Consider the following 23721-nt stretch of genomic DNA (forward strand, 5'->3'; position numbering starts at 1 on the left):
TAGTTGACCCGAGTTTGGGGTGGAGCGCCAATTTTCAACCGGAGCCTCACAGCCACTCAGCGCCCGGATATCTCCCACCAGTAACCACGTAGAGCACTTTCAGCAAGACTATAAACACCCACGTAAGAAGCAGTGGCGACAAACCCGCAACAATCGCAAAAACTATCAACCATCTGCTGCCAGCTCGCCACGCTAAGACACCAGGCACAACCTCCATAGGGATTGTTATCAGAAAATACGGCGGCGTTCCTTCTGGAATGATCTGTGGGAACAGATACGGGAACGCAAAGATGAACACTAAGCTCAGCGCAGACACCCAGGCTAGCCATCGTTTTCTTGTATGAGGTGGGCGCATGGGTAAACAGTACCGGGCAGCGGCGTCCGCCACTACCCGGCATGTCGTTTTCTACGAATTCTTTAATGCTCGTGGTGCCCACCGTGCGATGCAATCGCAGCAAGGTCGGCTGACTCACCCGGCTTAACGACGACAAATTGCCCCATCATGCCTGCGTCCTCATGCAAAAGCATGTGGCAGTGGTACATGTAGGCCCACTTAGGGTCCGGGTAGTAGCCAAACTCCACGAGGAGGTCCACCGTGGCTCCAGGCGGAATAGTGACGGTGTCTTTCCAGCCTTGGGTCCAGAAATCCACGTCCGTTCCGCGCACGTCGGTGACCTGGAAGCGGGCGTCGTGGATGTGGAAGTTGTGGATCCAGTCGGCGTTCTCGTTGGTCACGCGCCATAGCTCTGGTTGGGAGTGGTCGATAGTCACGTCGACGCGATTCATGTCCATGTATTCGCCGTTGATCTGGAAGGTGTTCAAGGCGAAGTCGCGGACTTCGGCAATGTCGGTGGGCAGCGGGGGTTCGTCGATAAGCGTGGTGGGTAGGGCAGCTGGCGCGGTGCCCTCCTGCGGGGCGACGATGGTCAGAAGGTCGAAATCGTCGTCAAGCCCGAAGTCGGGGGCGTGCTCAGTGTCCGGGACGCCCAGGCGGTCCGGGTGCGGGATGGCGCGCAGGACGGCGTCTTTGCCGGGCTCAAGGTCCACGATGATTTCTTGGCGTTCACCGGGCCCCATCTTCACGTGATCCACGGTGACCGGTGCTGGTAGGAAGCCAGAGTCGGTGGCAACGACCTGGAACTCACGGCCATCGTCGAAGGCGAGATTGAAGAAGCGCATTGTGGAAGCGTCCAAGATGCGCAGGCGCACGCGGGTGGTAGTGGCGTTGAAATAGGGGTTCGTAATCCCGTTGACCGTGGGCACATCCCCCTTGAGGCCAAGGTCGGGGTCGGATTCTTCGTTCAGCGATCCGTCCTCGTTGAATTTCTGGTCCATGATGATTACGGGAATGTCGTCTACCCCATAGTCGCGAGGCAGGCCCGCTTTTTCTGCGGTGCCATCATCGATGACGATCCCGCCTGCCAAACCGCGGTATGCGTGCAGGGCGGTCCGTTCGTGCGGGTGCGGGTGGTACCACAACGTTGCAGCAGGCTGCTCGATTGTCCACTGGGGTTCCCACACCTCACCGGGTTCGATGGGCTGGTGCGGCCCACCGTCGTGTTCGGCGGGAATTTTCATGCCGTGCCAGTGGATCGTGGTCATCTCGTCTAAGCCGTTGTGCACGTTGACCTGGACGCGGTCGCCCTTCTTGAAGTACAAGGTGGGGCCTAGGTGACCGCCGTTAAAACCCCAGGCCCGCGTAGTGGTATCGGGAAGGATCTGGGCGTCGTGGGCCCCGGCGTGCAGGTCGAAGGTGCGTACCCCGTCCACCATCGTGCCTTCGTCGAGAGGCGGGATAGGCAGTGGGCGCGGCTGACCCTCCCATCCGCGCGGCGTGGCAGACCCACACGCGCTCAGCGTTGCTCCCCCGGCGGTGATGACAGCTGCAGCAGCTGCACCTTTGAACAATGTTCGGCGTTGAATGAGCATACCCTTAAATCTACCTGCTATTTTCGCGCGCCTACCATCTATGAGATGACCAATAAAGATTCTTCCCAGCTAGAGAATTACAACGCCAGGCGTTTCGTGTGGTCCAACGGACTGCAAAATATTGGCGATCAGGTTCTCTCCCCGAAATCCGTCCTCCCGTGGATTATGCACGGTATGGGCGTGCCTAACTTCTTTACAGCCCTGCTCACACCGATCCGCGAATCTGGCTCCATGCTCCCGCAGGCTGCGATTACCCCGTGGGTACTATCCCAGAAATCCCGCAAGCGGGTCTGGATTATCGGCTCTTTAGGTCAGGCAGTATCCGCAGCGTTGATTGGCGTTGCTGCCTTATTCACCGAGGGCTGGGTATTCGGCCTGTTAACCATCCTGTTCCTGGCCACGCTGGCACTATCGCGTTCCTTGTGCTCCATTTCGTCGAAAGATGTGCAGGGCCGCACGATTAGTAAGGGCCACCGCGGCCGGGTTACCGGCCGGGCTACGGTCATCGGCGGTGCAGTAGCGCTCATCGCGGGTGCGGGCTTGAGCATGGTGCCTGACGACGCCACCGAAATCCTCATCGCCCTCATCTTCGGGTCCGCTGCCTGCTGGTTTTGTGCCACATTGGTCTTCCGGACCATTAAGGAGCCCGACTACGAAGACGCTCCCGAGGAGCCGAAGTCTCCCATCGACTGGGGCTTTCTGCGCACGTGCTGGGATTTATTTAGTGGTGACAAGCTCTTCCGCAACTTCGTCATAGTGCGCACCCTTTTGCTGGTCACCGCCTTATCGACGACCTTCATCGTGGTCCTGGCCCGCGAAGCCGGTGCCAGCCTCTCGGGAATCGGTGCTTTCTTGGCTGCTAGTGGTTTGGCTTCCCTGGTGGGTGGGCGCGTTTCTGGCTGGCTGTCGGATATTTCCTCACGCAACGTAATGGCTGCTGGTTCGGCGTTCGCATCCATCGTGTTGCTCGCACTGGTCGCTTCGGCGGCGTGGGCCACCCACGACATCAACGTGTGGGCCATGCCCATCGGTTTCTTCCTGGTCAACCTCGCGCACACCGCGATACGGGTGGCACGTAAAACCTATGTCGTAGACATGGCAGAAGGCGACAACCGCACCACCTACGTCAGTTCCGCAAACACCATCATGGGCATTATGCTGCTGCTCGTCGGTGGGGTTTCGGCGGTCATTTCTCTCGCGGGCGCAGCCGCCAGCCTTATTTTCTTCGCGGTCCTCGGACTGTTGGGAACGCTCCTGGCTTCCCGTATGAAAGATGTTTCATAAAGCACCTCGAGCAACGCGCCGTGTCGTGGCCCGCGTGTAGGCTTAGACAAAGTTCCTACGTCACTTATTTATTTCGTCTGGAGGCGTGCCTACCGTGGCCGATACAACTGCCCCATCTGCTCAACCCACCGCCATCATCATCCTGGCGGCAGGTGCCGGGACCCGCATGAAATCTGCAACGCAGAAAACTCTGCACTCTATCGGCGGACGCAGCCTGCTCTCGCACAGTATTCACGCGGCCGCAGGTATTGCCCCTGAACAGATCGTGGTAGTTGTGGGGCACCAGCGTGACCAGGTCTCCCCCGCCGTCGACGCCGTGGCCGAGGAGCTGGGGCGCCCGTTGATTCAGGCAGTTCAGGAAGAACAGTTAGGTACTGGCCACGCGGTGCGCTGCGGGTTGGACCAGCTGAAGGACTTCGAAGGCACGGTCCTTGTCACCAACGCCGACGTCCCTCTCCTCTCCCCCGAGACGCTGCACAAGCTGGAAGAAGCTCACGCCGGCGCAGCCGCGACCGTACTGACAATCCGCCTCGACGACCCGACCGGCTACGGCCGCATCGTCCGCAACGAAGATGGCGACGTCACCGCCATCGTCGAGCATAAGGACGCCTCCGATGCGGAACGCGCCATCCAAGAAGTCAACTCCGGTGTCTTCGCTTTCGACGCCTCCGTCCTGCGCACGGCACTCACCGAACTCCGCAGCGACAACGCCCAAGGCGAGTTTTACATCACCGACGTCCTCGAAATTGCACGGAACGCAGGACATACGGTCCGTGCTCACGTCGCTGACGACGCCGCTGAACTCGCCGGCGTGAATGACCGCGTCCAGCTTGCTGCCCTGGGCCGTGAGCTGAACCGTCGCACCGTCGAAAAGGCAATGCGCGGCGGTGCCACCATCATTGATCCAGCCACCACCTTCATCGACGTGACCGTGACCGTGGGCCACGACGTGACCATCGAACCAGGCACCCAACTGCGTGGCACTACCACAATTGCCGACGGCGCAACCGTCGGCCCGGACACCACTCTGGTGAACATGACCGTTGGCGAAGGCGCTTCCGTGATCCGCACCCACGGCCTTGACTCCGAGATCGGCGCGCATGCAAACGTGGGCCCGTTCACCTACGTTCGCCCTGGCACCGTTTTGGGCGAGCGCGGCAAGTTGGGCGGGTTCGTCGAGGCGAAGAACGCGCAGATCGGTGCTGGATCGAAGGTTCCGCACCTTACTTATGTGGGCGATGCGACCATCGGCGAAGAGAGCAATATTGGCGCGTCCTCCGTTTTTGTGAACTATGACGGCGTGAATAAGCACCACACCACCGTCGGCAGCCATGTGCGCACGGGCTCGGACACCATGTTCATTGCTCCAGTCACTGTCGGCGACGGCGCTTATTCCGGTGCCGGGACCGTCATCAAGAACGATGTGCCGGCAGGCGCCCTGGTCGTATCCGGCGGCAAGCAGCGCAACATCGAAGGCTGGGTGGTGAAGAACCGCCCAGGCACGGCTGCAGCTCACGCAGCAGCCGAGGCAGAAAAGGCAGCCGGTGCCGATGCAGCCGGGGCTAACGTGGCCTCCGACGACAGCGAGAAAACAGAAAGCGCAAGCGAATAAAACGCCCGATGGGGGTATCGATGGTGGCCCAACCTGAGCCCCCGACTAACATCCATCACGTACCCTGTTTTTAGGACATTTAAGCACTTACGAGGAAGGCTGACACGGCGCCTATGACTGCCCACTGGAAGCAAACCCACAAAAACATGATGCTCTTTAGCGGCCGGGCACACCCAGAGCTCGGCGAGCAGGTCGCACGCGAACTAGGCATTGAACTCACCCCCATGTCGGCGCACGACTTCGCAAACGGAGAAATCTTCGTCCGCTTCGATGAATCCGTCCGCGGTTCGGACTGCTTTGTTGTACAGTCCCACACCCAGCCGCTGAACAAGTGGCTGATGGAACAGCTCATCATGATTGATGCGCTCAAGCGTGGTTCCGCTCGCACGATCACCGCAATCCTGCCGTTCTACCCATACGCCCGCCAGGACAAGAAGCACCGTGGTCGCGAGCCTATCTCCGCCCGCCTGGTCGCTGACCTGCTGACCACCGCCGGCGCAGACCGCATCGTCAGCGTCGACCTGCACACCGACCAGATTCAGGGCTTCTTCGACGGCCCGGTCGACCACATGCACGCCATGCCAATCCTCACGGATTACATCAAGGGCAAGTACGAGCTGAACAACATCTGCGTGGTCTCCCCTGACGCTGGTCGCGTGAAGGTTGCTGAGAAGTGGGCTAACACGCTGGGCGACGCCCCCATGGCCTTCGTCCACAAGACGCGCTCCATCGACGTTGCCAACTCCGTGGTTGCTAACCGCGTGGTCGGTGACGTGGAGGGCAAGGACTGCGTGCTTCTCGACGACATGATTGACACCGGCGGCACCATTGCAGGCGCTTGCCGTGTGCTTAAGGAAGCAGGCGCTCGTTCCGTACTCATCGCCTGCACGCACGGTGTATTCTCCGACCCCGCTCGCGAGCGTCTGAGCCAGTGTGGTGCCGAGGAAATCATCACCACCGACACCCTGCCGCAGAACACCGAAGGCTGGGAGAACCTGACGGTCCTTTCGATCGCTCCGCTGCTGGCGAAGACGATTACCGAGATCTTCGAAAACGGTTCCGTGACCCACCTCTTCGAGGGCCAGGCTTAAACCGCCGAAACTAAAAGCGCCAGGTACGAATGCGTACCTGGCGCTTCTTGTATAACTACCCGCGGGAGGGCGAATCATGCATAAACGGCGACTCCTGGTTGTGGCACTTCTGCTCTGGATAGTGGCGCAGCTCGTTGAGTGGGGATTCTACGAGCTTGTTATCGGCGGCACTGCGAGCGTTTATGCGAAGGCGGTCGTTTTCGCCCTCTTCCCGCTCCCCTTCGTTCTGGTAGTAGCCCGCCGAATCAGCGGTGACGGAAAGTAGGAGCACGCTTCTCGACGAACGCCGCCATCCCCTCCTTCTGGTCATAGGAAGCGAACATCGCTTGGAAACCGCGCCGCTCCCACGCCACGCCTTGACTGAGCGTGGTTTCAAACGCGGTGTTTACTGCTTCCTTCGCTCTTGTGGTGGCAACGCGCGAGTAATTGCCAATGGTTGTGGCTAACTTCAAGGTTTCTTCGGCCACAGTCTCCTGCGGATAGACGCGCGCCACCAACCCGGCTTGCAGCGCTTCCTCAGCGTAGATGCGCCGACCAGACAGAATCATGTCCATAGCCAGGGACTTCCCCACCGCGCGCACCAAGCGCTGCGTCCCGCCGATGCCCGGCATGATTCCCAAGCCCACCTCGGGCTGGCCGAATACTGCGGTCTCTGAGGCGACGATGAGGTCTGCCATCATCGCCAGTTCACACCCGCCGCCGAGCGCGTAGCCGGAGACTTCCGCAATGATCGGAATACGTACCTGCGCCATCTCATCCCAGCGGCCGAAGATGTCGGATTCGTACAGTTCGGGGGCGGTTTTCTGGGCCATCTCGGTGATGTCTGCACCGGCGGCAAAAGCACGTTCACTGCCCCGAATGATGACGGCCCCGATCTCGGGGTTGGCGTCGAAGGACTTGAGGGCGTCGATAAGCGCATTCATGAGCGCGGAATTAAGTGCGTTGAGGGCTTTCGGCCGGTTCAGGGTGATAACCCCTACGCGACCTTCTTCACTAACCAGAATTGGAGTATCCATGCTGCAAGTCTACGTTTTCTTTCGCGCCTGTGACGTGTTATAGTGGCTGGGTCTCGGCGAGGGCCTTAGAGCCGTTATCGACGCGATTTAGAGCTTTGCTCCCCACCAGCGTGGGGTTTTGCCTGCGAAGACTCGACGAGAACGCGAGTCGGCCGCAGGCTTTTGTGCTTGTTAGGCCGTCATTCATCACTGAACGACGAAGGAGTCCAACAATGGCTACTTACCCTACTATTGAAGCATCCGTACGCTCCGAGTTCGGCAAGGGCTTTGCCCGCCGTCTGCGCCGCGACTGGAAGGTCCCGGGCGTCATCTACTCGGCAGAAACCGAAACTCTCCACTTCGCCGCACCACTGCTGGAGATCCAGGCACTGGTCCGCAACCACGGCGTTAACGCCATCGTTGAGATGGACATCGAGGGCGAAAAGCACCTCACCATGGTCAAGCACGTTGACCAGAACCCACTGACCCTGAACATCGACCACATCGACCTGCTCGCCATTAAGCGCGGCGAAAAGGTTGAGGTTGAGGTTCCTGTCGTCATCGAGGGCGAGCCAACCCCAGGCACCATCGCTATCCTCAACCAGGACCTCGTACTCATCGAGGCAGACGTTCTCAACATTCCAGAAGAGATCGTTGTCAACGTCGAAGGCCTCGAAGCAGACGACCAGGTTCTTGCTGGCGATCTGAAGCTTGGCGACGCAACCCTGGTCGAGGACGCAGAGAACGTCGTCGTGACCGTCTCCTGGCCTGAGGTTGACGAAGAGCTCGAGGAAGCTGCAGAGGCTGCTGAAGAAGGCGGCGCTGAAGCTGGCGCAGAGTCCACCGAAGAAGCTGCTGAGTAACAGCTCGGCGTAACTCCTAGTTACAGCAGCTGCTTGAGGCCGGTCACCCGATGCGGGTGACCGGCCTTCGTGGTTGTTGGGGGTGGCTGGGCGCTGAGGATTCTAAACGCATGCGCGAAAGCGCATACTTAGCAGCCAGACTTAATACGCCTGGTCGCACTCGGCCTGCAGGGAGGCGCCGACCTGGCATGTTAAGCCTGGCCGATAATTATTCAGCCGGGACGGCAAAAGCCGCGCAGCCGCAAGCTCCGTCGCCAGCGCCAGCCCGCGCCCCACCCGGCAACGCCTAGGAGAAGATTACCGTCCGGTTGCCGTAGACGAGCACGCGGTCCTCCAGGTGGAAGCGCAACCCGCGGGCAAGAACCTGCTTTTCCACGTCGCGGCCCAGGCGTGCCAGGTCTTCCGGCGAATCCTTGTGGGTGACGCGGATAATGTCCTGTTCGATGATGGGGCCGTCGTCGAGGTCGGAGGTGGCATAGTGGCAGGTTGCGCCAACCAGTTTCACGCCACGGTTGTATGCCTGGTGGTAGGGGCGCGCACCCATGAAGGAGGGCAGGAAGCTGTGGTGGATGTTGATCACGCGGCCAGCCCACATTTCGCACAGGTCCGGTGGGAGGATTTGCATGAAGCGGGCCATGACGATGGCGTCGGGGTTTTCGGCGTTAACAAGCTCGGCTACCTTGTCGAAGGCTTTGCGCTTTCCCACCTGGTCTTTCGGGAATGGGACGTGGTGGTAAGGGATGCCGTGGTGTTCGGCGATGTGGCGCAAATTGTCGTGGTTGCCGATGATCGCGGCGACGTCCATCGGGTAATCGTTTTCAGCGACGCGGTCCAGCAGGTCGCGCAGGCAGTGCCCTTGGTGGGAAACCAGGAGAACGGCGCGCTTGACCTCTGCAGTATCCCAGAGGCGCCAGTGGGCGGTGGGGCCGAATTCTTCTGCGATCTCGGCGATTTCTTCACGCATCTGGTCTAGGGAAATCGCGATGGAATCGGCGCGGACTGCCTGGCGGGTGAAGAACCGGTTGGTGTCGGGGTCGAGGAAGTAGTCGGCTTCGGTGATGACGCCACCGTGGCCGGCCAAAAAACTTGCGAGCCGGGCGACGATACCGGCACGGTCTGGGCAGCTAAACGTTAAAACATAGGCGCGTTCTGCATGGTGTGTCGTACTCATTCCTCACATCCTATACGGTGTGTGTATGAGTTCTCCCCTGCTGGTCGTGGGCTTGGGTAACCCGGGCCCGAAATATGAAGGAACGCGCCACAACCTGGGCGCGATGGCTGCCGACGCCTACGTGGCCGACAACTTTGGTTCGTGGACCCGGCACAAAAAATCGCAGTGCCAGGTTGCGGAGTTTCCAGGTGTGATCGTCGCAAAGCCGCAGAGTTTCATGAATCTTTCTGGCGGCCCGGTGGCCCAGCTGAGCGCGTTTTTCAAAGTACCGCCGGCGCACATTGTGGTGCTTCACGACGAGCTCGAGTTGCCCCTCGGCCAACTCCAAGTCCGCCCCGGCGGTGGCGACCGCGGGCACAACGGCTTGCGCTCTATCACTCAAGCCTTAGGCACGAAGGATTATGTGCGCCTGTCCCTGGGTATCGGACGGCCGCCCGGTCGGATGGACCCGGCGGCCTATGTGCTCAAACCGTTTTCTAAGAAGGAGCAGGTTGAGCTCCCGATTGTGTGCGCGGACGCAGCCGATGAGATTGAAACGCTGCGCGGCGCCTAATTACTTAGCGACGACCCCGTGGTCTTCCGCTGCACGTTGTACCAGGGTGTAACGCCATTCCTTGAGTTCTGCGGGCAGCTCACCCTTCGATGGGTCTTTGATGTAGGCGCGCTCGCATGGATCGTACTTCCACAGCCAGTCTGCGTAGCGGTACCAGTTGCCTTCTGCCTGCTGGAACAGGTAATTGCGCAGCAGGCGTGCGGTGCCTGGCAGGTGCCACAGTTCGCCCCAGAAGCGTCCGGTGGTCTGGATGCGCGCCGCGCGGGGTGCACGTTCTGCTTCAACTTCTTTCAGGACTTCTTCCCACGCCGGTGTCCCACCGTTAGCCTGAGCGCTGTCTGCGGCGAAGGATGCGATTGCTTCGGCGTCTTCCATGGCCATCACAGCTCCCGAGGCCAGGTACTGCAGGGGCGGGTGGGCGGCGTCGCCAAGCAAGATCATGCGGCCGTCGGCCCACTCGTGGAGGGGTTCGCGGTCAGCCATCTGCCACCACTTGTCCTTCCACAACTTCTGGGAGCGCTCCTTGACGTACGGGATGCAGTGGTCGTACGCGGTGGCTAGTTCTTCGTTGTTGCCCCAGTCCTCGGGGATGTCGCCGGCGTCGCGGCCGTCGAGGTAGCGGTCCGACTGGAACACGCCAACCTGGTTGAGCAGCTCGCCGCCGCGCAGCTTGTACTGGATGAAGTGACAGTGTGGGCCGATATACCCGACGACGCCGTTAATGTCAGCGGCCTCCGGGTCGGTCTCCAGCGGGGAGGTTCCGCGGTAGGCAACATACGCGGAAGGAACGAGCTCGTCTTTAACCAGCTTGGGGCGCATAACCGAGTGGGAGCCGTCGAAACCGATGAGGATGTCCGCATGGACGGTCTTTTCCTTATCTGACTTGCGGTCGTGCAGGAGGACGTCGATGCCTCCGTCAGTTGTTGTGCAGTCTTCGACGCGGATCCCGTTGTGCAGCTTCGCACCCGCCTGCTGCGCTGCCTCCACCAACACGGACAGCAGGTCAGAGCGGTGAACCACCATGTAACGGCCGCCGAAGTGCTCCTCGAAGTCTTCGTCAAAGTTCATGGTCAAGATTGCGTCACCGTTGACGGCGTCGCGGAACTGCATGTACTCGGGCATGTACCCCAGGTCGACCAGGTGATCGAGCACACCCCACTTCTTGAGCATGCGCCAACCGTGCGGTCCGATCTGTAGGCCGGCGCCCACTTCCTTGAATTCAGAGGCCTGCTCGTACAGGGTCACATCTGCACCGCGTAGTGCAAGTGCCAGCGCGCCGGCTGCGCCACCGATGCCACCACCGGAGATGATGATGGTCTGGCCAGCGAGCTCTTGAGTTGGGTTCAGAGTGAATGGGGCGGTCATGATGGTCTCCTTTGACGGGAAGTCGAACGGGATTGTGAAAAGCTATGGAGTTATAGGGCGCACCCGGGGTGGCCGCTAGGACACGGCCACCGGCTGCTTGGTGTCTTCCTTGACGTTGACCTGCGCGAACTTGAGCTCCTTGAGGTTGAGGATGAACAACGCCAGGGCGCTGAGGATGGCCGCACCACCGAACATGATGTAGTTCGATCCCACGCCCAAGCCCATGGACAGCAGCAGGCCTGCTGCCTGTGGTGCGACAACCGCCCCCAGGCGGCCCACACCGAGCGCCCAGCCCAACGCCGTGCCGCGCAGGTTGTGCGGGTAGAAGTTCGCAACGGCGGCAATGATCAGGATCTGGGTGCCGTGGGTACCCACGCCCGCTGCAATGAGGATGAGGTACACCATCCACACGGGTGGGTGCATCAGCAGGATCAGCAGCGCAACACCTGCCACGCCAGCTGCGACGACGCCCGTACGCAGGGTTCCGAAGCGGTCGCCAGCCCACGCGGTGGTCACCGAGCCCAGAACCGCGCCGAGATTCAGCGCCAGGGTGAACATCAGGGCTGCACCCAGGTTGTAGCCTGCGGTCTCCATGAGGCGTGGCAACCAGGTGCCCAGGCCGTACCAGGCCAGCAGGGTGACAAACGTTGCGATGGCGAACCAGATGGAGACGTCGCGGTAGCGTCCTACCAGCAGGTCTTTGAAGCCGGCAGGCTCGTCGTGGCCTTCGCGTGCCTCGTAGTCCGCTTCGATCGCTTTCGACGACGGGATGACCTTGAGCGCGATGGGTAGTCCAACAACGAGTGGGATGAACGCCAGCAGGAACATGATGCGCCATCCTTCTTCGTGCGCGGGAACGATCCACTGTGCGGCTACTGCGGCGATGGAACCACCAATGGGCACGCCGGACATCATGACGGTGGACCACGCCGCGATCTTGTTGCGGGGAACCAGATCCGAGGTCATGGCGTTGACTGATGGAACCAAGCCGCCCAAGCCGATACCTGCGATGAGGCGGAAGGCTGCGAATACCCAGGGGTTCGGTGCGACCGCACACAGCAGGGTGAAGATGGAAAGCACCAGCACCGACCCGATGACTGCGGTCTTGCGGCCCAGGGAGTCAGAGAGCCGTCCCACAATCACGGCCCCGATGACCATCCCCAGGAAGGCGGTAGAACCGATGGCCCCGAGGGCGGTGTTGTCCAACCCCCATTCGTGAGCAAGTGAGGTTTGGACGGTTCCGTAGACGATGAGGTCATAGCCATCGAATACGACGAAGAACCAGCCGACAAGAACTGCCGCTAGACGACGTCCCGAAATACCGAGGACCGTGAAGCGTCCATCCTTGCCGCGCTTAACTGGCGGATAGGGAGCAGTTGGGATAACTGGCTCTCCATTGGGTGCGGTTGTTGGTGAAGTCATGTCACCATCATTTAAGTGACGTAGGCTACAATCAAAATGTTTCCACATAGCGGAAAGGATTGGTCCATGCTCCGAGAAACCCCACCCCCCAAGGAATTCCTCACTTCGGTTGATATCGCACTGCGCGCCATCTTGACACTTCGCGACGCCGGTTCCGTGACTGTGTCCAGCCTGGCTCACGAGTTAGACGTCACCGCCTCCAGCGCCCACCGCACCCTGCAAATGCTGCGCTACCGGGGTTTTGCCGTGCAGGCCCAAAACCGCAGTTACCTACCAGGCCCGGCACTGGCCGCCCGGCACGTGGCCCGCGGTGAAGGCGAAGAACTTATCAAGCTGTGCCAGCACCACATGCGCGGCATCGTCGCAGCCACAGGCGAGACCTGCCACCTTGTCACCCTGTCTGAAAATCAGTGCAACTTCCTCTACACGGAAGAAAGCCCCAAACCTGTGCGCGTTGGCGACCGTAGAGGTCAGGTCATTCCGGCAGAACAGAATTCTGGCGGCCTCGCCATGCTTGCCGACCTTTCCGCAAAGGACCTGCGCACCCTGTACCCCACCATGCCCGACACGGAGTTCGCCGAATTGCGCCGCAAGCTCCACAAGTTCCGCAGTCAGGGCTTTGCCACGAACACTGGAATTTTTGAACCCGAAGTATCCGCCCTGGGCCTGGCCTTACACAACGACCTCGGCGATACCCTCGGCGCGATAGCGATCGCCGTGCCTACCGCACGTTTTCCCGAGGTTCGGGAGGAATGCATCCGCGCCTTGCGCACGTATGGGGCCGACCTCAACCGCACATTGGAACGCTCGGGCATGTTTGTTCACCAGTAAACGGGGGTAGGTTGCACCCACCCCCTCCCCCACACATTCCACATGGCGGAAAAATATTGTGAGCCACGACGCACATTCTTATGTTGGAAGTCACACGGACAGCAAAAGCCGCTTGAGGCCATACAGTCCGACCATGCTGAACCGACCGAGACGAAAGGGATTCACATGAGTGCACCAACCGACAGCTCCCCCCAACTGGGCTCAGAATACGTAGCCCCACGCGTTCCCAACCAGCCACCACCAGCGACCCCAGAAGAACTTGCTGAGCTGGAGGCCATGTACAAGCGCATGGACGAAACCTACATGAAGCCACTGTGGACACAGATTGGTGGCCTCATGCCAGACACCCCAGAACCACGCGCTGTGGCTCACCACTGGGACTGGGAAGAGCTGTACAAGCTCGCCCAGCGTTCCGGTGAACTTGTTCCCGTCGGTCGCGGTGGCGAACGCCGCGCTATCGGCCTGGCTAACCCAGGTCTGGACGGCAACACATACATCTCCCCGACCCTGTGGTGCGCGATTCAGTACCTGGGCCCAGGCGAAAATGCGCCGGAGCACCGCCACTCGCAGAACGCGTTCCGCTTTGTTGTTGAAGGTGAGGGCGTATGGACCGTCGTTAATGGCGATCCTGTCCCCATGCGCCGCGGTGACTTCCTCCTGACACCGGGCTGGAACTTCCACGGCCACCACAACATTGCCACCGAGCCGATGGCATGGATCGACGGCCTGGACATCCCGTTCGCGCACCAGATGGATACCGGCTTCTTCGAATACGGCACCGAAGAACTTACCGACGAATCCACCCCAGAGAAGTCCCGCTCCGAGCAGTTGTGGGCACACCCCGGCCTGCGCCCACTGTCCTTCCCGGGCGCACAGACCAGTTCGCCGATTGGCCGCTACGCGTGGGAGCACACCGACGCAGCGCTCAACGACCAGCTTGCGCTCGAGGATGCCGGCCACGCAGGTGTGGTCAGCCCAGGACACGCCGCGATTCGGTACACGAACCCGACCACCGGTGGCGACGTCATGACTACCATCCGCGCCGAGTTCCACCGCCTGCGCCCAGGCGCGTCGTCGACCCCGGTCCACGAGGTGGGCAACCGCGTCTTCCAGGTCTTCGAAGGCAGCGCCACGATTCACGTGGGTGATAAAACGTTTGAGGCCCGTCACGGCGACATCGTCAATGTACCGTCGTGGCAGAAGTGGTCCATCGACGCCGGCTCGGACGGTGTGGACCTATTCTGCTTCTCCGACCACCCAATCTTTGAGGCACTGCACCTCGCACGCACGTACACCCCGAAAGGAATTTAAATTATGCGCCTGATCACTCTCCGTACCGCTGAAGGAACCACCGCCGCACGCCTGACCGGCGACAACACCGCTGTGAAGCTGCCTTACAAGGACCTCTCCGAGCTGCTCGGCCAGGAGAACTGGGAAGAGCTCGCAGCCGCTGAAGGCGAAGAAGTCTCCTTTGAGAACACGGACCTAGACGCCGTGGTCCCCCGCCCGCGCAAGATTGTCTGCGTCGGCCTGAACTACGCCAACCACATCAAAGAAATGGGCCGTGACCTGCCGAAGGTGCCCACACTCTTCGTCAAGTTCCCGGACGCGCTCGTCGGGCCATACGACGACGTCAACGTCCCTGAGTGGGGCAACAAGGCACTCGACTGGGAAGGCGAGCTGGCCGTGGTGATCGGCAAGCGCGCACGCCGCGTCAAGAAGGAAGACGCCGCTGAGTACATCGCTGGCTACGCCGTGATGAACGACTACACCCAGCGCGACTACCAGTACGCCACCCTCCAGTGGCACCAGGGCAAGTCCCTGGAGAAGTCCGCAGGCTTTGGCCCTTGGCTGACCACGCGCGACTCCTTCGAGTTCGGCGGCGAACTGGCAACCTACCTCAACGACGAGAAGGTGCAGTCCACTCCGACCGACGACCTGGTCTTTAACCCAGAAGCTCTCATCGAGTACATCACCCACATCTACCCGCTGGATGCTGGCGACGTCATCGTCACCGGCACCCCAGGTGGCGTCGGCCATGCACGCGACCCGAAGCGCTACATTGGCGACGGCGACGTGGTCGCTGTAGAGATCGACGGCCTGGGCCGCATCGCCAACAAGACGGTGTTCGAGTAATGAGCTTTCACGATCTGCCTCTTGAAGAGCGCCTACAGTTAACCCGCCGCGGCACGGCCCATTATTCGGGCCAGGTGGCCTTGCTGGATAATGCGGACTTCGGCGAGCCGACGCTTCTTCCAGGCTGGTCGCGGTCACACCTCATCGCACACGTCGCCTACAACGCAGCAGCACTGTGCAACCTCATGCACTGGGCGGAAACCGGTGAGGAAACCCCGATGTACGCATCCCCCGATGCACGCGGTAAGGAGATCGAATTCGGGGCCACTCTGATCCCGGATGCGCTGCGCAACCTGCACGACCACACCGTCGCACGGTTGGACGTGGCGTGGCGTGATGCCTCCGACTCCGCATGGGAAGCAGAGGTCAAAACCGCGCAAGGGCGTACCGTCCCCGCGTCGGAGACGCTGTGGATGCGCACCCGTGAAGTCTGGCTGCACGCCGTTGACTTGGACGTCACCGCAGGCTTTGGTGACATTCCGGAGGTCATCCTCGAGACGCTCCTCGAAGAGATCCCCGGAAAGTGGCGCGGCAATGGTGACGGCCAAGACCTGATCATGGTCGCCACCGACACAGACCACCGCGTCGCGGTCGGCGATGACTCTAGCGTCGAAGTACGCGGCACCTTGGCCGGCTTAGTTCGCTGGGCTTCCGGCCGTGGGAATGAAGGCGTAGACACTGAGCTGTGCCCACCACGCTGGCTCTAGGACTGCACACACAGCGCGCGCTACCCGAACTCCGGGTAGCGCGCGCTGAGCGTGTTAGGCGTCCCAGCCGGTAGCAATCTCACGCATGATCTCACCAGCGGGCGCCTCGCGGCCGGCGCGGTAATTCTCGCCCGCGAGGCAATACTCGTAGCCGGGCTCGCTCCGGCGCGGTGCCAGCAGTGCGTTCAAGTAGGGGTACGTCGGAGGCATTTCCGGGTGCTCCCGGGTGAACTCGGTCTCCAGGCCGCGGGCCCAGCGGCCAGAAAAAGCGCGGGTACTTACAGAATCGCGCTCCCCCGCAACCAGCAGCTCTCGGTTCGCTTGCGAGGTCCCCGCCTCCGGGGTACGCAGCAATGCAGTGCCTACCGCAACGGCTACAGCGCCACGCTCTGTGACCGGAGGGACGTCGTTAGGCCCCATGATTCCTCCGGCGGCAATGAGCGGGACGTTGACCGCCTTCGAAATGCCTTTTAGTAGGGCCGGTAGAGAACGCAGATCGGGAATGTCTTGGACGCTCCACGTACCGCGGTGTCCGCCCGCGGAAGGCCCCTGGACGATGAGTGCATCAGCCCCGGCGCGCACGGCTGCCAGGGCGCTGTGTTCGTTGGTCACGGTAACCCAGGCTTCGATGCCGCGGTCGTGGAGCCGGCGCATCTCCGCTGCGGTAAAGGTTCCGAACATGCTGGACACTACGGCTGGGGTGCGTGGGTGGTCCAGAATCATGGCTAGTTTTTGGGACCAGCCGTTGGTCAGGTTGACGTCGGGAAGCTCTTCATGAGAAACACCGAGCGCCTTACGCACAGGCTTGAGGTCCCAGTACGGGATTTGTGGGCTGAAGAGGTTCACTCCGAAATGGCTGGTAGTGGCATCCATCTGGGCGGACAGTTCTTCGACGCTGCACACGCCACCGGTCAGGAAGCCGAGTCCGCCGGCGTCGGCGGCGGCGTTGACGAGGGCTGGGGTGGAGGGGCCGCCGGCCATCGGGGCTGCGATGACGGGAATATCCAGGTTCTCAAGAACAGTCATGCTTCTACTTTAAGCTAGCTATGACACAATAACGACCATGAGTTTCCTAGACACGATCCGTTCGTTCTTCCGCCGCTCCCAGCCGGCGCCACAGCCCACCCCCAATGTTGAGGGCGCGGAGTGGCTGGTCGTAGGTTTGGGTAACCCCGGTCCGAAGTATGTAGGAAACCGGCACAACGTGGGCTTTCTGGCCACGGACATCCTGCTCGAAGGCGAACCGCTCGACGGCGTCGCAGTGCTCAAACCCACCACGTACATGAACCTGTCCGGTGAGGCGGTGGCACCGCTCGCAGAGGCGCTCGGCTTAAGCCCCGACCGGATTATTGTGCTTCACGACGAACTCGACCTCCCCGCAGGTACCGTCCGCATCAAAGTGGGCGGAAACGAAAATGGGCACAACGGTTTGAAGTCCATTACCGAACATCTTGGCACCCGCGACTACGTGCGCGTACGCATCGGCATCGGGCGCCCTCCCAAGGATTCTGGGGTTTCTATCCCAGATTGGGTGCTTGCCGATTTCACCGAACCCGAAATGGATGCCGCACTGGAGCGGGCCGCGCAGGCAGCGGCACTGGTTGCGCGCGAGGGCGTACAGAAAGCCCAGAACGTTATCCACGCAGAATAAAAGGCTGGCAGCCGGTGCTGCCAGCCTTTTAGGCCCCTCTGCTTAGAGGTCAGCTGGTGCGGTGCGCTGTGGCAGCACCTTCGGGCGGGCGCCACCGATGTGCTCGATGATGCGTACTACCTGGTTGGAGTAGCCGAACTCGTTGTCGTACCACACGTAGAGCACCAGGTGCTTGCCGTTGGCGATGGTTGCGAGGCCGTCGACAATGCCTGTGTGGGTGGTGCCGACGAAGTCAGTGGAGACCACCTCTGGAGAATGGATCCAGTCGATCTGCTGACGCAGCGTGGAGTGCAGGGAGACGCGGCGGAGGAACTCATTGACCTCATCCTTGTCAGTGTCCTTTTCCAGCGTGAGGTTGAGCACTGCCATGGACACGTCCGGGGTAGGAACGCGGATAGCGTTGCCGCTGAGCTTGCCCTCTAGCTCAGGGAGTGCCTTTGCGACGGCCTTAGCCGCACCCGTTTCAGTGAGCACCATATTCAGGCCTGCGGCACGGCCACGGCGGGCTCCCTTGTGGAAGTTGTCGATCAGATTCTGGTCATTGGTGTAGGAGTGGATGGTTTCCACGTGACCGTTGACCACACCGTAGCGGTCGTTGATGACCTTGAGCACTGGGGTAATCGCGTTCGTGGTACACGATGCCGCGGTGATAATCGTGTCGTCAGCGGTGATGGCATCGTGGTTGATGCCGTAGACCACGTTCTTCAGGTTGCCCTTGCCCGGCGCGGTGAGCACAACCTTGGACACACCCTTGGCCTGCAGGTGCTGGCTGAGGCCCTCTTCGTCGCGCCAGCGGCCGGTGTTGTCCACGACGATTGCGTCGTTGATTCCGTACTCGGTGTAGTCCACGGTTGCCGGGTCGTTGGAGTAGATGAACTGGATTGGGGTGCCGTTGGCCCACACAATGTTGGCTTCCTCGTCGACGGAAATCGTGCCGTCGAAAGCGCCGTGGATGGAATCGCGGCGCAACAGGGAGGCGCGCTTGGTCAGGTCGTCGTCGGAGTTTTTACGCACGACGACTGCGCGGAGACGGATGCCGTCGTATAGCGCCTGACGGCTGATCAGGATACGTGCCAGCAGACGGCCGATGCGGCCGAATCCGTATAGGACAACATCCTTGTGCTCGGTGGTGGGGCCGGTGCCGATGACCTCGTCGAGTTCACGCTCGAGGAATGCGCGCAGGTCGCCGCCTTCCTTCTCGTAGCGGTAGGCCAGCTGTCCGACGTCAATAGACGCGGTACCCAGGTTGAGTTCGCCGAGTTCGCGGATGATGTTCAGCGAATCCTGCAGCGGGAGTTCTTTATCCGTGATGTGGCGTGCGTAGCGATGCGCCTTGATGACCTCATTGTCATTGAGATTGGTCAGCAGACGGCCGAAAACGGAAACCACTGCATTGTTATTGCGGTGCAGGCTACCGATCAAAGGGAGCATCTGCTGGGCAAGTTCTACGCGTTCGTTCCAATCGTGGTGGTGAGTGGTAGTCGAAGTCACGGGTAAATCAATCCTTTTGGAATCGTGTGCCAATGATGGTCATCGTGCTAGCTGGTCGCCGGTTAGCCCAGTCGTTGGGTGACCCCACGGGACTCACCCGCTACCTCCGGCCACCATAACCGAAAACCGAAAACCAAACGCACGTACTGTTGCCCCCGAAAGTCTGCAACCTGCACCAATAGCGTAAGTTCACCCCCTTTCAGGGGGTTGCGATGTGTTCCCTCACTTCCTATGCGACGTCGCCCCTCAGAGACAGTTGTTGACGTGTTGACAAATTATGTTTGAATTTTCTAGTATCTCCCCATGCTGATTTTCAAAGACATCACCGCGCTCGTCGCCCGCCTCCTGACCGGCACCGTCCTCATCGCACACGGCTGGCAGAAGTTCAACGAGTGGACCATCGCCGGCACCACCCAAGCCTTCGAGGGCATGGGCGTCCCGCTGCCCAGCCTGTCCGCTCCCCTGGCTGCGGTCATCGAGCTCGTGGGCGGCATCCTCATCCTCGTCGGCCTAGGAACCCGCTGGGTGGGTGTGATCGTTGCGGCACTCATGGCCGGCGCCGCGATTATCGCGCACGTCCCGAACGGCATCTTCGTCGACGCCGGAGGCTGGGAACTCGTCGGCATGATCGCCGCAGCAGGCCTCGCCCTGGCAGCCTCTGGCGCAGGCCGAGTAAGCGTGGATCACCTCATCGCTTCTCGACGCACCCCCGCCGCCTAAACCCCCACATATACAAAAAGCGCCGGTTCTCACCGGCGCTTTTCCTATTTCTTATTACTTCTGCAGCTGGGTAACAGCCCGTTCGAGTTCGCCCAGCACATTCTCCAGCTCCTCGCCGCGGCGATCATTCGGGGTAAGGCCTTCTTCCCCAAATTCGGTGAAGAGGTTCAGTTCGATCTGGTTACGCAGGGCGAACATCTGGAAGTTCGCCACGATCGTGCGCCAGTGCTCGACTGCACGCAGGCCGTTGGACGCACCATAGCCGACGAAAGCCACAGGCTTGCCAGCCCATTCGCCGCCAAGGGAGTCGAAGGCGTTCTTGAAAGCGCCCGGCACGGAGTGGTTGTACTCGGGCGTGATGAAGACGTAGGCATCGCAGGCGTCAACAGCATCGGACCACGCCTGGACCTGGGCATTGTCGTACTGCTTGTTTGCCGCACCAGGGATGACTGGGGATTCCAGCAGGGGGACGTTGAATTCCTTGAGGTCGAGGAGCTCGTAATCCGCCTCGCGGCCCGCTGCGCCGTCCATGACCCACTGCGCTACTGCTGCACCCGCGCGGCCTTCACGGATGGAACCCAAAATGACACCGATCTTCATATCTACTCCTTGAAGTTTCAAACTGATTCCATGGATTGTACACCCGTCAACTACATGCGCAAGGGGTGCAAGCGGTCGGTGTTTCGTCGATAAGCAACAGCGACTACCCTTATCCCCTATGACTACCCTTTCCGAGGCTTCCCGCCGCCGCACGTTCGCCGTTATCGCCCACCCTGACGCCGGTAAATCCACGCTCACGGAGGCTTTGGCGCTGCACGCGCACATGATCACCGAGGCCGGCGCGGTCCACGGAAAGGGCAACCGCAAGTCCACCGTCTCCGACTGGATGGAGATGGAAAAAGACCGCGGCATTTCCATCGCGTCCTCCGCCCTGCAGTTCGAATACGCCCCCGACGGGCATGAGGGCGAACCGTACATGATCAACTTGGTCGACACCCCAGGTCACGCCGACTTCTCCGAGGACACCTACCGCGTGCTCATGGCCGTCGACGCCGCCGTCATGCTTATCAACGCCTCCAAGGGCCTCGAACCGCAAACCCTGCAACTTTTCCGAGTCTGCAAGTCACGCGGGCTGCCTATTATTACGGTGATTAACAAGTGGGACCGCGTCGGACGCGAACCTCTTGAGCTAGTCGACGAGATCGTCTCCGAAATCGGCCTACAACCCACCCCACTCTTCTGGCCCGTGGGCGAAGCCGGCGACTTCCGCGGCTTGGCGCGCGTCACTTCGGACGGTGAAGTCGACCACTACGTGCACTTCGTACGCACCGCCGGCGGCGCCTCCATCGCCCCCGAAGAGCACTACTCCCCCGACGAGGCCGCCGCCCGCGAAGGCGAAGCCTGGGACACCGCAGTCGAGGAAGCAGAACTCCTGGCCGCCGACGGCGCAGTCCACGACCAGGAACTCTTCGAAGCCTGCGAAACCTCCCCGCTCATCTTCGCCTCCGCGATGCTCAACTTCGGCGTCCACCAAATCCTGGACACCCTCTGCGCGTTGGCCCCCGCCCCACAGGGCCGCGCCGCCGACCCACACGCTGTGGAAGCCTCACCCGTGGCCATGGATTCCTTCCGTTCCCTTGACGACGCCTTCTCCGGCGTAGTCTTCAAAGTGCAAGCCGGCATGGACAAAAAACACCGCGACACCTTGGCATTCATGCGCGTAGTATCCGGCGAATTCGACCGCGGCATGCAAGTCACCCACGCCCAGTCAGGCCGCGGTTTCTCCACCAAATACGCACTGACCGTCTTCGGCCGCACCCGCGACACAGTCGAAACCGCCTTCCCCGGAGACATCATCGGCCTCGTCAACGCCGGAGCCCTAGCCCCCGGCGACACCATCTTCGACGGCCGCCCCATCCAATACCCGCCCATGCCCCAGTTCGCCCCCGAACATTTCCGCACCCTGCGTGCAAAATCCCTGGGCAAGTACAAGCAGTTCCGCAAAGCCCTGGAGCAGCTCGACGCCGAAGGCGTGGTCCAGATCCTGCGCAACGACGCCCGCGGCGACGCCGCCCCAGTCATGGCAGCCGTCGGCCCAATGCAGTTCGAAGTCATGCAAGCCCGCATGGAAAACGAATACAACGTGGAAACCGTCGCCGAGCCAATCCCATACTCCGTGGCCCGCCGCACCGACGCCGAATCCGCGCCCGAACTCAACCGCCAGCGTGGCGTCGAGGTCTTCGAACGCACCGACGGCGAACTCATCGCACTATTCGGCGACAAGTGGAAGTTGGCGTTTATTGAGCGGGAACTCCCGGATCTAACCCTCGAACCGCTGGTCGCCGACTAATGGGCCTCCAAGACTGGGTGCGCGGCCTACGCGCCCCGCGAATCATGGCGGTGCCCGACTCCGTGCAGGAGCTGCAGGTGTCTCGGCTGGACACTTTTAATGTAGAGGGGATGCTGGGGATTGGTTTGGCTGTGTCCGACGTGCCTGAGCTGTTAAGGGCTGTCAGTTTGGCAGGGTCTGGACCTTCGGTGCGGCTGGTGTGCGCTGGTGCGCGACCCGTCACCTTCGTATTTTCGCGAGATTCCAGGCAAGTCCCAGCCTTGGATCCCAATGAGGGATGGCTAGTACCTGTTACCGCTGGGAATGCTGAGTTGATTGCTGGCCGGGTGACAGTTGAGGCTGATTCTTGGGAGATCCCGGAACTGGGGATTGGGATAGTTGTTGAGTAGATGCAAAGTCGGCGAGGTCGGCGGCAGGGGTGGGGCGGCAGAAATCGAACATTTGACAGCCAGTTTGGGCTAATCCTGTCTGAATAAAATTAATCTGGCTGTCAAATGTTCGATTTCCAGACTTAGCAGAATCCCACCGTCTTAAATATCCACATATGCCACTTCCACGGTGGCACCCATACGCGCCGAGCGGCCTTCCCTTCGAGCTTTTTCAAAGTGTCGGCAACCAAATCCAAGCAAGCATCGAGTTCTTCGTCAATACACTTTGCCGTGAATTGGAGGACTACATACCCCTCGTAGGCGGCGTAGTTCATCTTCCACACTTCCCGAATGTAGGAATTCTGCCCTTCTACTGTGTCCAGTTCACTGTGGAACTGATATGCACCAATCTCAATGAGAAGACCTTTGAAACGCTTACTCTGAAAATCCCAAAAGTAAGGCCCCACCAGCACATTTTGCTCAAATTCAAATCCTCGACCTTTCAGGGCTTTGTAAAATCGCTTTTCCAGTTGACTGTCAGCACCTATCGAAGCCGTGTGTAACAACTCCCGGAGTTGCGTCGGAATAGTCCCCATACTGCTCAAATCCTGTTCGAGCTTCTGCTTCCCAGTTTTCTTTCCATAGGCAGTCTCGAGAAAGTTCACGACCTCTGCCTCACTTATCTCGTTCCGCAGGTCCCACGCTGTAAGAACTGGCGTTGCCATTCTGATGCCGTTGACAATGGAAACTACATGGTTTCTATGCGAAGTAACGACAAAATGCTCAGCCACACGGTTGGTTTGCGGCCGTGGACTGCGAAAATACACGGGCAGCGTTAATGGTTGACGTAAATACATTTGATAAGCGCTCCGTCCACTGAGGATCCAATTTGGGTGGGTTTGGAACAGGGCCATTGCTACATCTGTAGCCTTTAAGGAACCTTCGACGTAGACTCCGTGATCAATTTTTGTGATTTCCCCCTTCTGAAGCTTGGTGCGCAATTTATGACGCCCAATCCCCAAGTGCGCACATATTTCTGCTGCGGTGTAAGTCTCAACCATCATTCCCCCGAAAGTTTTGGCCCATTATACAGTCACCCTCACATTGGGGGACGTATCCCAACCCACTTCACAAATGTACTGTGAGCCAGTACACTCTGGGATTGTTCAACAATCTGGAGGT

At 60.4% G+C, this 23721-nt stretch carries 23 protein-coding genes; 13 read left to right on the forward strand and 10 right to left on the reverse strand.

The features are described from left to right. Positions 1–417: 417 nt before the first annotated feature. Positions 418–1929 (reverse strand): multicopper oxidase family protein, encoded by a 1512-nt coding sequence (locus ATK06_RS10710; RefSeq protein WP_098389329.1) that lies wholly within the window; start codon positions 1927–1929, stop codon positions 418–420. A 45-nt stretch (positions 1930–1974) separates the two neighbouring features. On the opposite strand from ATK06_RS10710, the gene ATK06_RS10715 reads away from it, so the two are divergent. The 3 genes from ATK06_RS10715 to ATK06_RS10725 all read left to right on the forward strand — a co-directional run bounded on the left by ATK06_RS10715 (position 1975) and on the right by ATK06_RS10725 (position 5916). After that, a complete protein-coding gene (locus ATK06_RS10715; protein WP_098389330.1) occupies positions 1975–3213 on the forward strand; it encodes an MFS transporter in 1239 nt (412 codons plus the stop codon). 166 nt (positions 3214–3379) lie between these two features. Next, on the forward strand, positions 3380–4825 hold the full coding sequence (glmU, locus tag ATK06_RS10720) for a bifunctional UDP-N-acetylglucosamine diphosphorylase/glucosamine-1-phosphate N-acetyltransferase GlmU (protein ID WP_231913606.1): 1446 nt from the start codon (positions 3380–3382) through the stop codon (positions 4823–4825). Positions 4826–4938: 113 nt separating this feature from the next. Beyond that, positions 4939–5916, forward strand: a complete 978-nt coding sequence (locus tag ATK06_RS10725) for a ribose-phosphate diphosphokinase (protein ID WP_048380396.1) — start codon at positions 4939–4941, stop codon at positions 5914–5916. A 55-nt stretch (positions 5917–5971) separates the two neighbouring features. Here ATK06_RS10725 and ATK06_RS10730 read toward each other — a convergent pair whose 3' ends face one another. Both ATK06_RS10730 and ATK06_RS10735 read right to left on the reverse strand, forming a co-directional pair. Beyond that, entirely contained in the window at positions 5972–6187 is a 216-nt protein-coding gene (locus tag ATK06_RS10730; RefSeq protein ID WP_048380394.1) for a hypothetical protein, read from the reverse strand. Further along, a complete protein-coding gene (locus tag ATK06_RS10735; RefSeq protein WP_098389331.1) occupies positions 6162–6932 on the reverse strand; it encodes an enoyl-CoA hydratase-related protein in 771 nt (256 codons plus the stop codon). Before ATK06_RS10735 ends, ATK06_RS10730 begins: the two co-directional genes overlap by 26 nt. A gap of 212 nt (positions 6933–7144) precedes the next feature. Between ATK06_RS10735 and ATK06_RS10740 the strand changes: the two genes are divergently transcribed. Further along, positions 7145–7774: a 50S ribosomal protein L25/general stress protein Ctc gene (locus tag ATK06_RS10740; RefSeq protein WP_098389332.1), complete on the forward strand. Its 630-nt coding sequence runs from the start codon at positions 7145–7147 to the stop codon at positions 7772–7774. A 286-nt stretch (positions 7775–8060) separates the two neighbouring features. Here the strand turns inward: ATK06_RS10740 and purU are convergent, their stop codons facing one another. Then, positions 8061–8945, reverse strand: a complete 885-nt coding sequence (gene purU / locus ATK06_RS10745; protein WP_048380391.1) for a formyltetrahydrofolate deformylase — start codon at positions 8943–8945, stop codon at positions 8061–8063. Between the two features lie 25 nt (positions 8946–8970). Here purU and pth (ATK06_RS10750) point away from each other — a divergent pair, with 25 nt between their 5' ends. Continuing rightward, complete coding sequence (pth, locus tag ATK06_RS10750; RefSeq protein WP_048380388.1) at positions 8971–9498, forward strand: aminoacyl-tRNA hydrolase; 528 nt, start codon at positions 8971–8973, stop codon at positions 9496–9498. On the opposite strand, the gene ATK06_RS10755 is transcribed toward pth (ATK06_RS10750), so the two are convergent. Together ATK06_RS10755 and ATK06_RS10760 are read right to left on the reverse strand one after the other, a co-directional pair. Further along, positions 9499–10863, reverse strand: a complete 1365-nt coding sequence (locus tag ATK06_RS10755; RefSeq protein ID WP_048380386.1) for an FAD-dependent monooxygenase — start codon at positions 10861–10863, stop codon at positions 9499–9501. Positions 10864–10938: 75 nt separating this feature from the next. Beyond that, positions 10939–12285 carry an MFS transporter gene (locus tag ATK06_RS10760; protein WP_098389333.1) on the reverse strand — a complete coding sequence of 449 codons (1347 nt, stop codon included), beginning with the start codon at positions 12283–12285 and terminating at the stop codon, positions 10939–10941. 66 nt (positions 12286–12351) lie between these two features. Here ATK06_RS10760 and ATK06_RS10765 point away from each other — a divergent pair, with 66 nt between their 5' ends. From ATK06_RS10765 to ATK06_RS10780, 4 genes are all read left to right on the forward strand, one after another. Continuing rightward, positions 12352–13116, forward strand: a complete 765-nt coding sequence (locus ATK06_RS10765; RefSeq protein ID WP_048380384.1) for an IclR family transcriptional regulator — start codon at positions 12352–12354, stop codon at positions 13114–13116. A gap of 276 nt (positions 13117–13392) precedes the next feature. Beyond that, on the forward strand, positions 13393–14427 hold the full coding sequence (locus ATK06_RS10770) for a cupin domain-containing protein (protein ID WP_048380383.1): 1035 nt from the start codon (positions 13393–13395) through the stop codon (positions 14425–14427). 3 nt (positions 14428–14430) lie between these two features. After that, the gene (locus tag ATK06_RS10775; RefSeq protein ID WP_048380381.1) at positions 14431–15252 is read left to right on the forward strand and encodes a fumarylacetoacetate hydrolase family protein; all 822 of its coding nucleotides are present in this window, start codon (positions 14431–14433) and stop codon (positions 15250–15252) included. Next, positions 15252–15959 carry a maleylpyruvate isomerase family mycothiol-dependent enzyme gene (locus ATK06_RS10780; RefSeq protein WP_048380379.1) on the forward strand — a complete coding sequence of 236 codons (708 nt, stop codon included), beginning with the start codon at positions 15252–15254 and terminating at the stop codon, positions 15957–15959. Before ATK06_RS10775 ends, ATK06_RS10780 begins: the two co-directional genes overlap by 1 nt. Positions 15960–16013: 54 nt before the next feature. On the opposite strand, the gene ATK06_RS10785 is transcribed toward ATK06_RS10780, so the two are convergent. After that, positions 16014–16985, reverse strand: a complete 972-nt coding sequence (locus ATK06_RS10785; protein WP_098389335.1) for an NAD(P)H-dependent flavin oxidoreductase — start codon at positions 16983–16985, stop codon at positions 16014–16016. A 37-nt stretch (positions 16986–17022) separates the two neighbouring features. Here ATK06_RS10785 and pth (ATK06_RS10790) point away from each other — a divergent pair, with 37 nt between their 5' ends. Beyond that, positions 17023–17610, forward strand: coding sequence for an aminoacyl-tRNA hydrolase (gene pth / locus ATK06_RS10790; RefSeq protein ID WP_053072780.1), 588 nt, complete (start codon positions 17023–17025; stop codon positions 17608–17610). Between the two features lie 42 nt (positions 17611–17652). On the opposite strand, the gene ATK06_RS10795 is transcribed toward pth (ATK06_RS10790), so the two are convergent. Continuing rightward, the gene (locus ATK06_RS10795) at positions 17653–19101 is read right to left on the reverse strand and encodes a glyceraldehyde-3-phosphate dehydrogenase (protein ID WP_048380375.1); all 1449 of its coding nucleotides are present in this window, start codon (positions 19099–19101) and stop codon (positions 17653–17655) included. 303 nt (positions 19102–19404) lie between these two features. Between ATK06_RS10795 and ATK06_RS10800 the strand changes: the two genes are divergently transcribed. After that, a complete protein-coding gene (locus ATK06_RS10800; RefSeq protein ID WP_098389336.1) occupies positions 19405–19821 on the forward strand; it encodes a DoxX family protein in 417 nt (138 codons plus the stop codon). A 54-nt stretch (positions 19822–19875) separates the two neighbouring features. Here ATK06_RS10800 and ATK06_RS10805 read toward each other — a convergent pair whose 3' ends face one another. Continuing rightward, positions 19876–20421, reverse strand: a complete 546-nt coding sequence (locus ATK06_RS10805; RefSeq protein WP_048380373.1) for an NADPH-dependent FMN reductase — start codon at positions 20419–20421, stop codon at positions 19876–19878. Between the two features lie 118 nt (positions 20422–20539). Here ATK06_RS10805 and ATK06_RS10810 point away from each other — a divergent pair, with 118 nt between their 5' ends. Then, on the forward strand, positions 20540–22171 hold the full coding sequence (locus tag ATK06_RS10810) for a peptide chain release factor 3 (protein ID WP_098389337.1): 1632 nt from the start codon (positions 20540–20542) through the stop codon (positions 22169–22171). Then, entirely contained in the window at positions 22171–22560 is a 390-nt protein-coding gene (locus ATK06_RS10815; RefSeq protein WP_048380371.1) for a hypothetical protein, read from the forward strand. The genes ATK06_RS10810 and ATK06_RS10815 overlap by 1 nt, the downstream gene beginning before the upstream one ends. Positions 22561–22682: 122 nt before the next feature. Here the strand turns inward: ATK06_RS10815 and ATK06_RS10820 are convergent, their stop codons facing one another. Further along, complete coding sequence (locus ATK06_RS10820) at positions 22683–23603, reverse strand: hypothetical protein (protein ID WP_098389338.1); 921 nt, start codon at positions 23601–23603, stop codon at positions 22683–22685. Between the last annotated feature and the right edge of the window lie 118 nt (positions 23604–23721).

Source organism: Corynebacterium renale (assembly GCF_002563965.1).
Taxonomy (GTDB): domain Bacteria; phylum Actinomycetota; class Actinomycetes; order Mycobacteriales; family Mycobacteriaceae; genus Corynebacterium; species Corynebacterium renale.

What these genes read in the sequence shown, in the direction of transcription:
- ATK06_RS10710 (WP_098389329.1), bottom strand. Translation starts at nt 1,929, where the DNA reads ATGCTCATTCAACGCCGAACATTGTTCAAAGGTGCAGCTGCTGCAGCT.
- ATK06_RS10715 (WP_098389330.1), top strand. Translation starts at nt 1,975, where the DNA reads ATGACCAATAAAGATTCTTCCCAGCTAGAGAATTACAACGCCAGGCGT.
- glmU (WP_231913606.1), top strand. Translation starts at nt 3,380, where the DNA reads ATGAAATCTGCAACGCAGAAAACTCTGCACTCTATCGGCGGACGCAGC.
- ATK06_RS10725 (WP_048380396.1), top strand. Translation starts at nt 4,939, where the DNA reads ATGACTGCCCACTGGAAGCAAACCCACAAAAACATGATGCTCTTTAGC.
- ATK06_RS10735 (WP_098389331.1), bottom strand. Translation starts at nt 6,932, where the DNA reads ATGGATACTCCAATTCTGGTTAGTGAAGAAGGTCGCGTAGGGGTTATC.
- ATK06_RS10740 (WP_098389332.1), top strand. Translation starts at nt 7,145, where the DNA reads ATGGCTACTTACCCTACTATTGAAGCATCCGTACGCTCCGAGTTCGGC.
- purU (WP_048380391.1), bottom strand. Translation starts at nt 8,945, where the DNA reads ATGAGTACGACACACCATGCAGAACGCGCCTATGTTTTAACGTTTAGC.
- pth (WP_048380388.1), top strand. Translation starts at nt 8,971, where the DNA reads ATGAGTTCTCCCCTGCTGGTCGTGGGCTTGGGTAACCCGGGCCCGAAA.
- ATK06_RS10755 (WP_048380386.1), bottom strand. Translation starts at nt 10,863, where the DNA reads ATGACCGCCCCATTCACTCTGAACCCAACTCAAGAGCTCGCTGGCCAG.
- ATK06_RS10760 (WP_098389333.1), bottom strand. Translation starts at nt 12,285, where the DNA reads ATGACTTCACCAACAACCGCACCCAATGGAGAGCCAGTTATCCCAACT.
- ATK06_RS10765 (WP_048380384.1), top strand. Translation starts at nt 12,352, where the DNA reads ATGCTCCGAGAAACCCCACCCCCCAAGGAATTCCTCACTTCGGTTGAT.
- ATK06_RS10770 (WP_048380383.1), top strand. Translation starts at nt 13,393, where the DNA reads ATGTACAAGCGCATGGACGAAACCTACATGAAGCCACTGTGGACACAG.
- ATK06_RS10775 (WP_048380381.1), top strand. Translation starts at nt 14,431, where the DNA reads ATGCGCCTGATCACTCTCCGTACCGCTGAAGGAACCACCGCCGCACGC.
- ATK06_RS10780 (WP_048380379.1), top strand. Translation starts at nt 15,252, where the DNA reads ATGAGCTTTCACGATCTGCCTCTTGAAGAGCGCCTACAGTTAACCCGC.
- ATK06_RS10785 (WP_098389335.1), bottom strand. Translation starts at nt 16,985, where the DNA reads ATGACTGTTCTTGAGAACCTGGATATTCCCGTCATCGCAGCCCCGATG.
- pth (WP_053072780.1), top strand. Translation starts at nt 17,023, where the DNA reads ATGAGTTTCCTAGACACGATCCGTTCGTTCTTCCGCCGCTCCCAGCCG.
- ATK06_RS10800 (WP_098389336.1), top strand. Translation starts at nt 19,405, where the DNA reads ATGCTGATTTTCAAAGACATCACCGCGCTCGTCGCCCGCCTCCTGACC.
- ATK06_RS10805 (WP_048380373.1), bottom strand. Translation starts at nt 20,421, where the DNA reads ATGAAGATCGGTGTCATTTTGGGTTCCATCCGTGAAGGCCGCGCGGGT.
- ATK06_RS10810 (WP_098389337.1), top strand. Translation starts at nt 20,540, where the DNA reads ATGACTACCCTTTCCGAGGCTTCCCGCCGCCGCACGTTCGCCGTTATC.
- ATK06_RS10815 (WP_048380371.1), top strand. Translation starts at nt 22,171, where the DNA reads ATGGGCCTCCAAGACTGGGTGCGCGGCCTACGCGCCCCGCGAATCATG.
- ATK06_RS10820 (WP_098389338.1), bottom strand. Translation starts at nt 23,603, where the DNA reads ATGATGGTTGAGACTTACACCGCAGCAGAAATATGTGCGCACTTGGGG.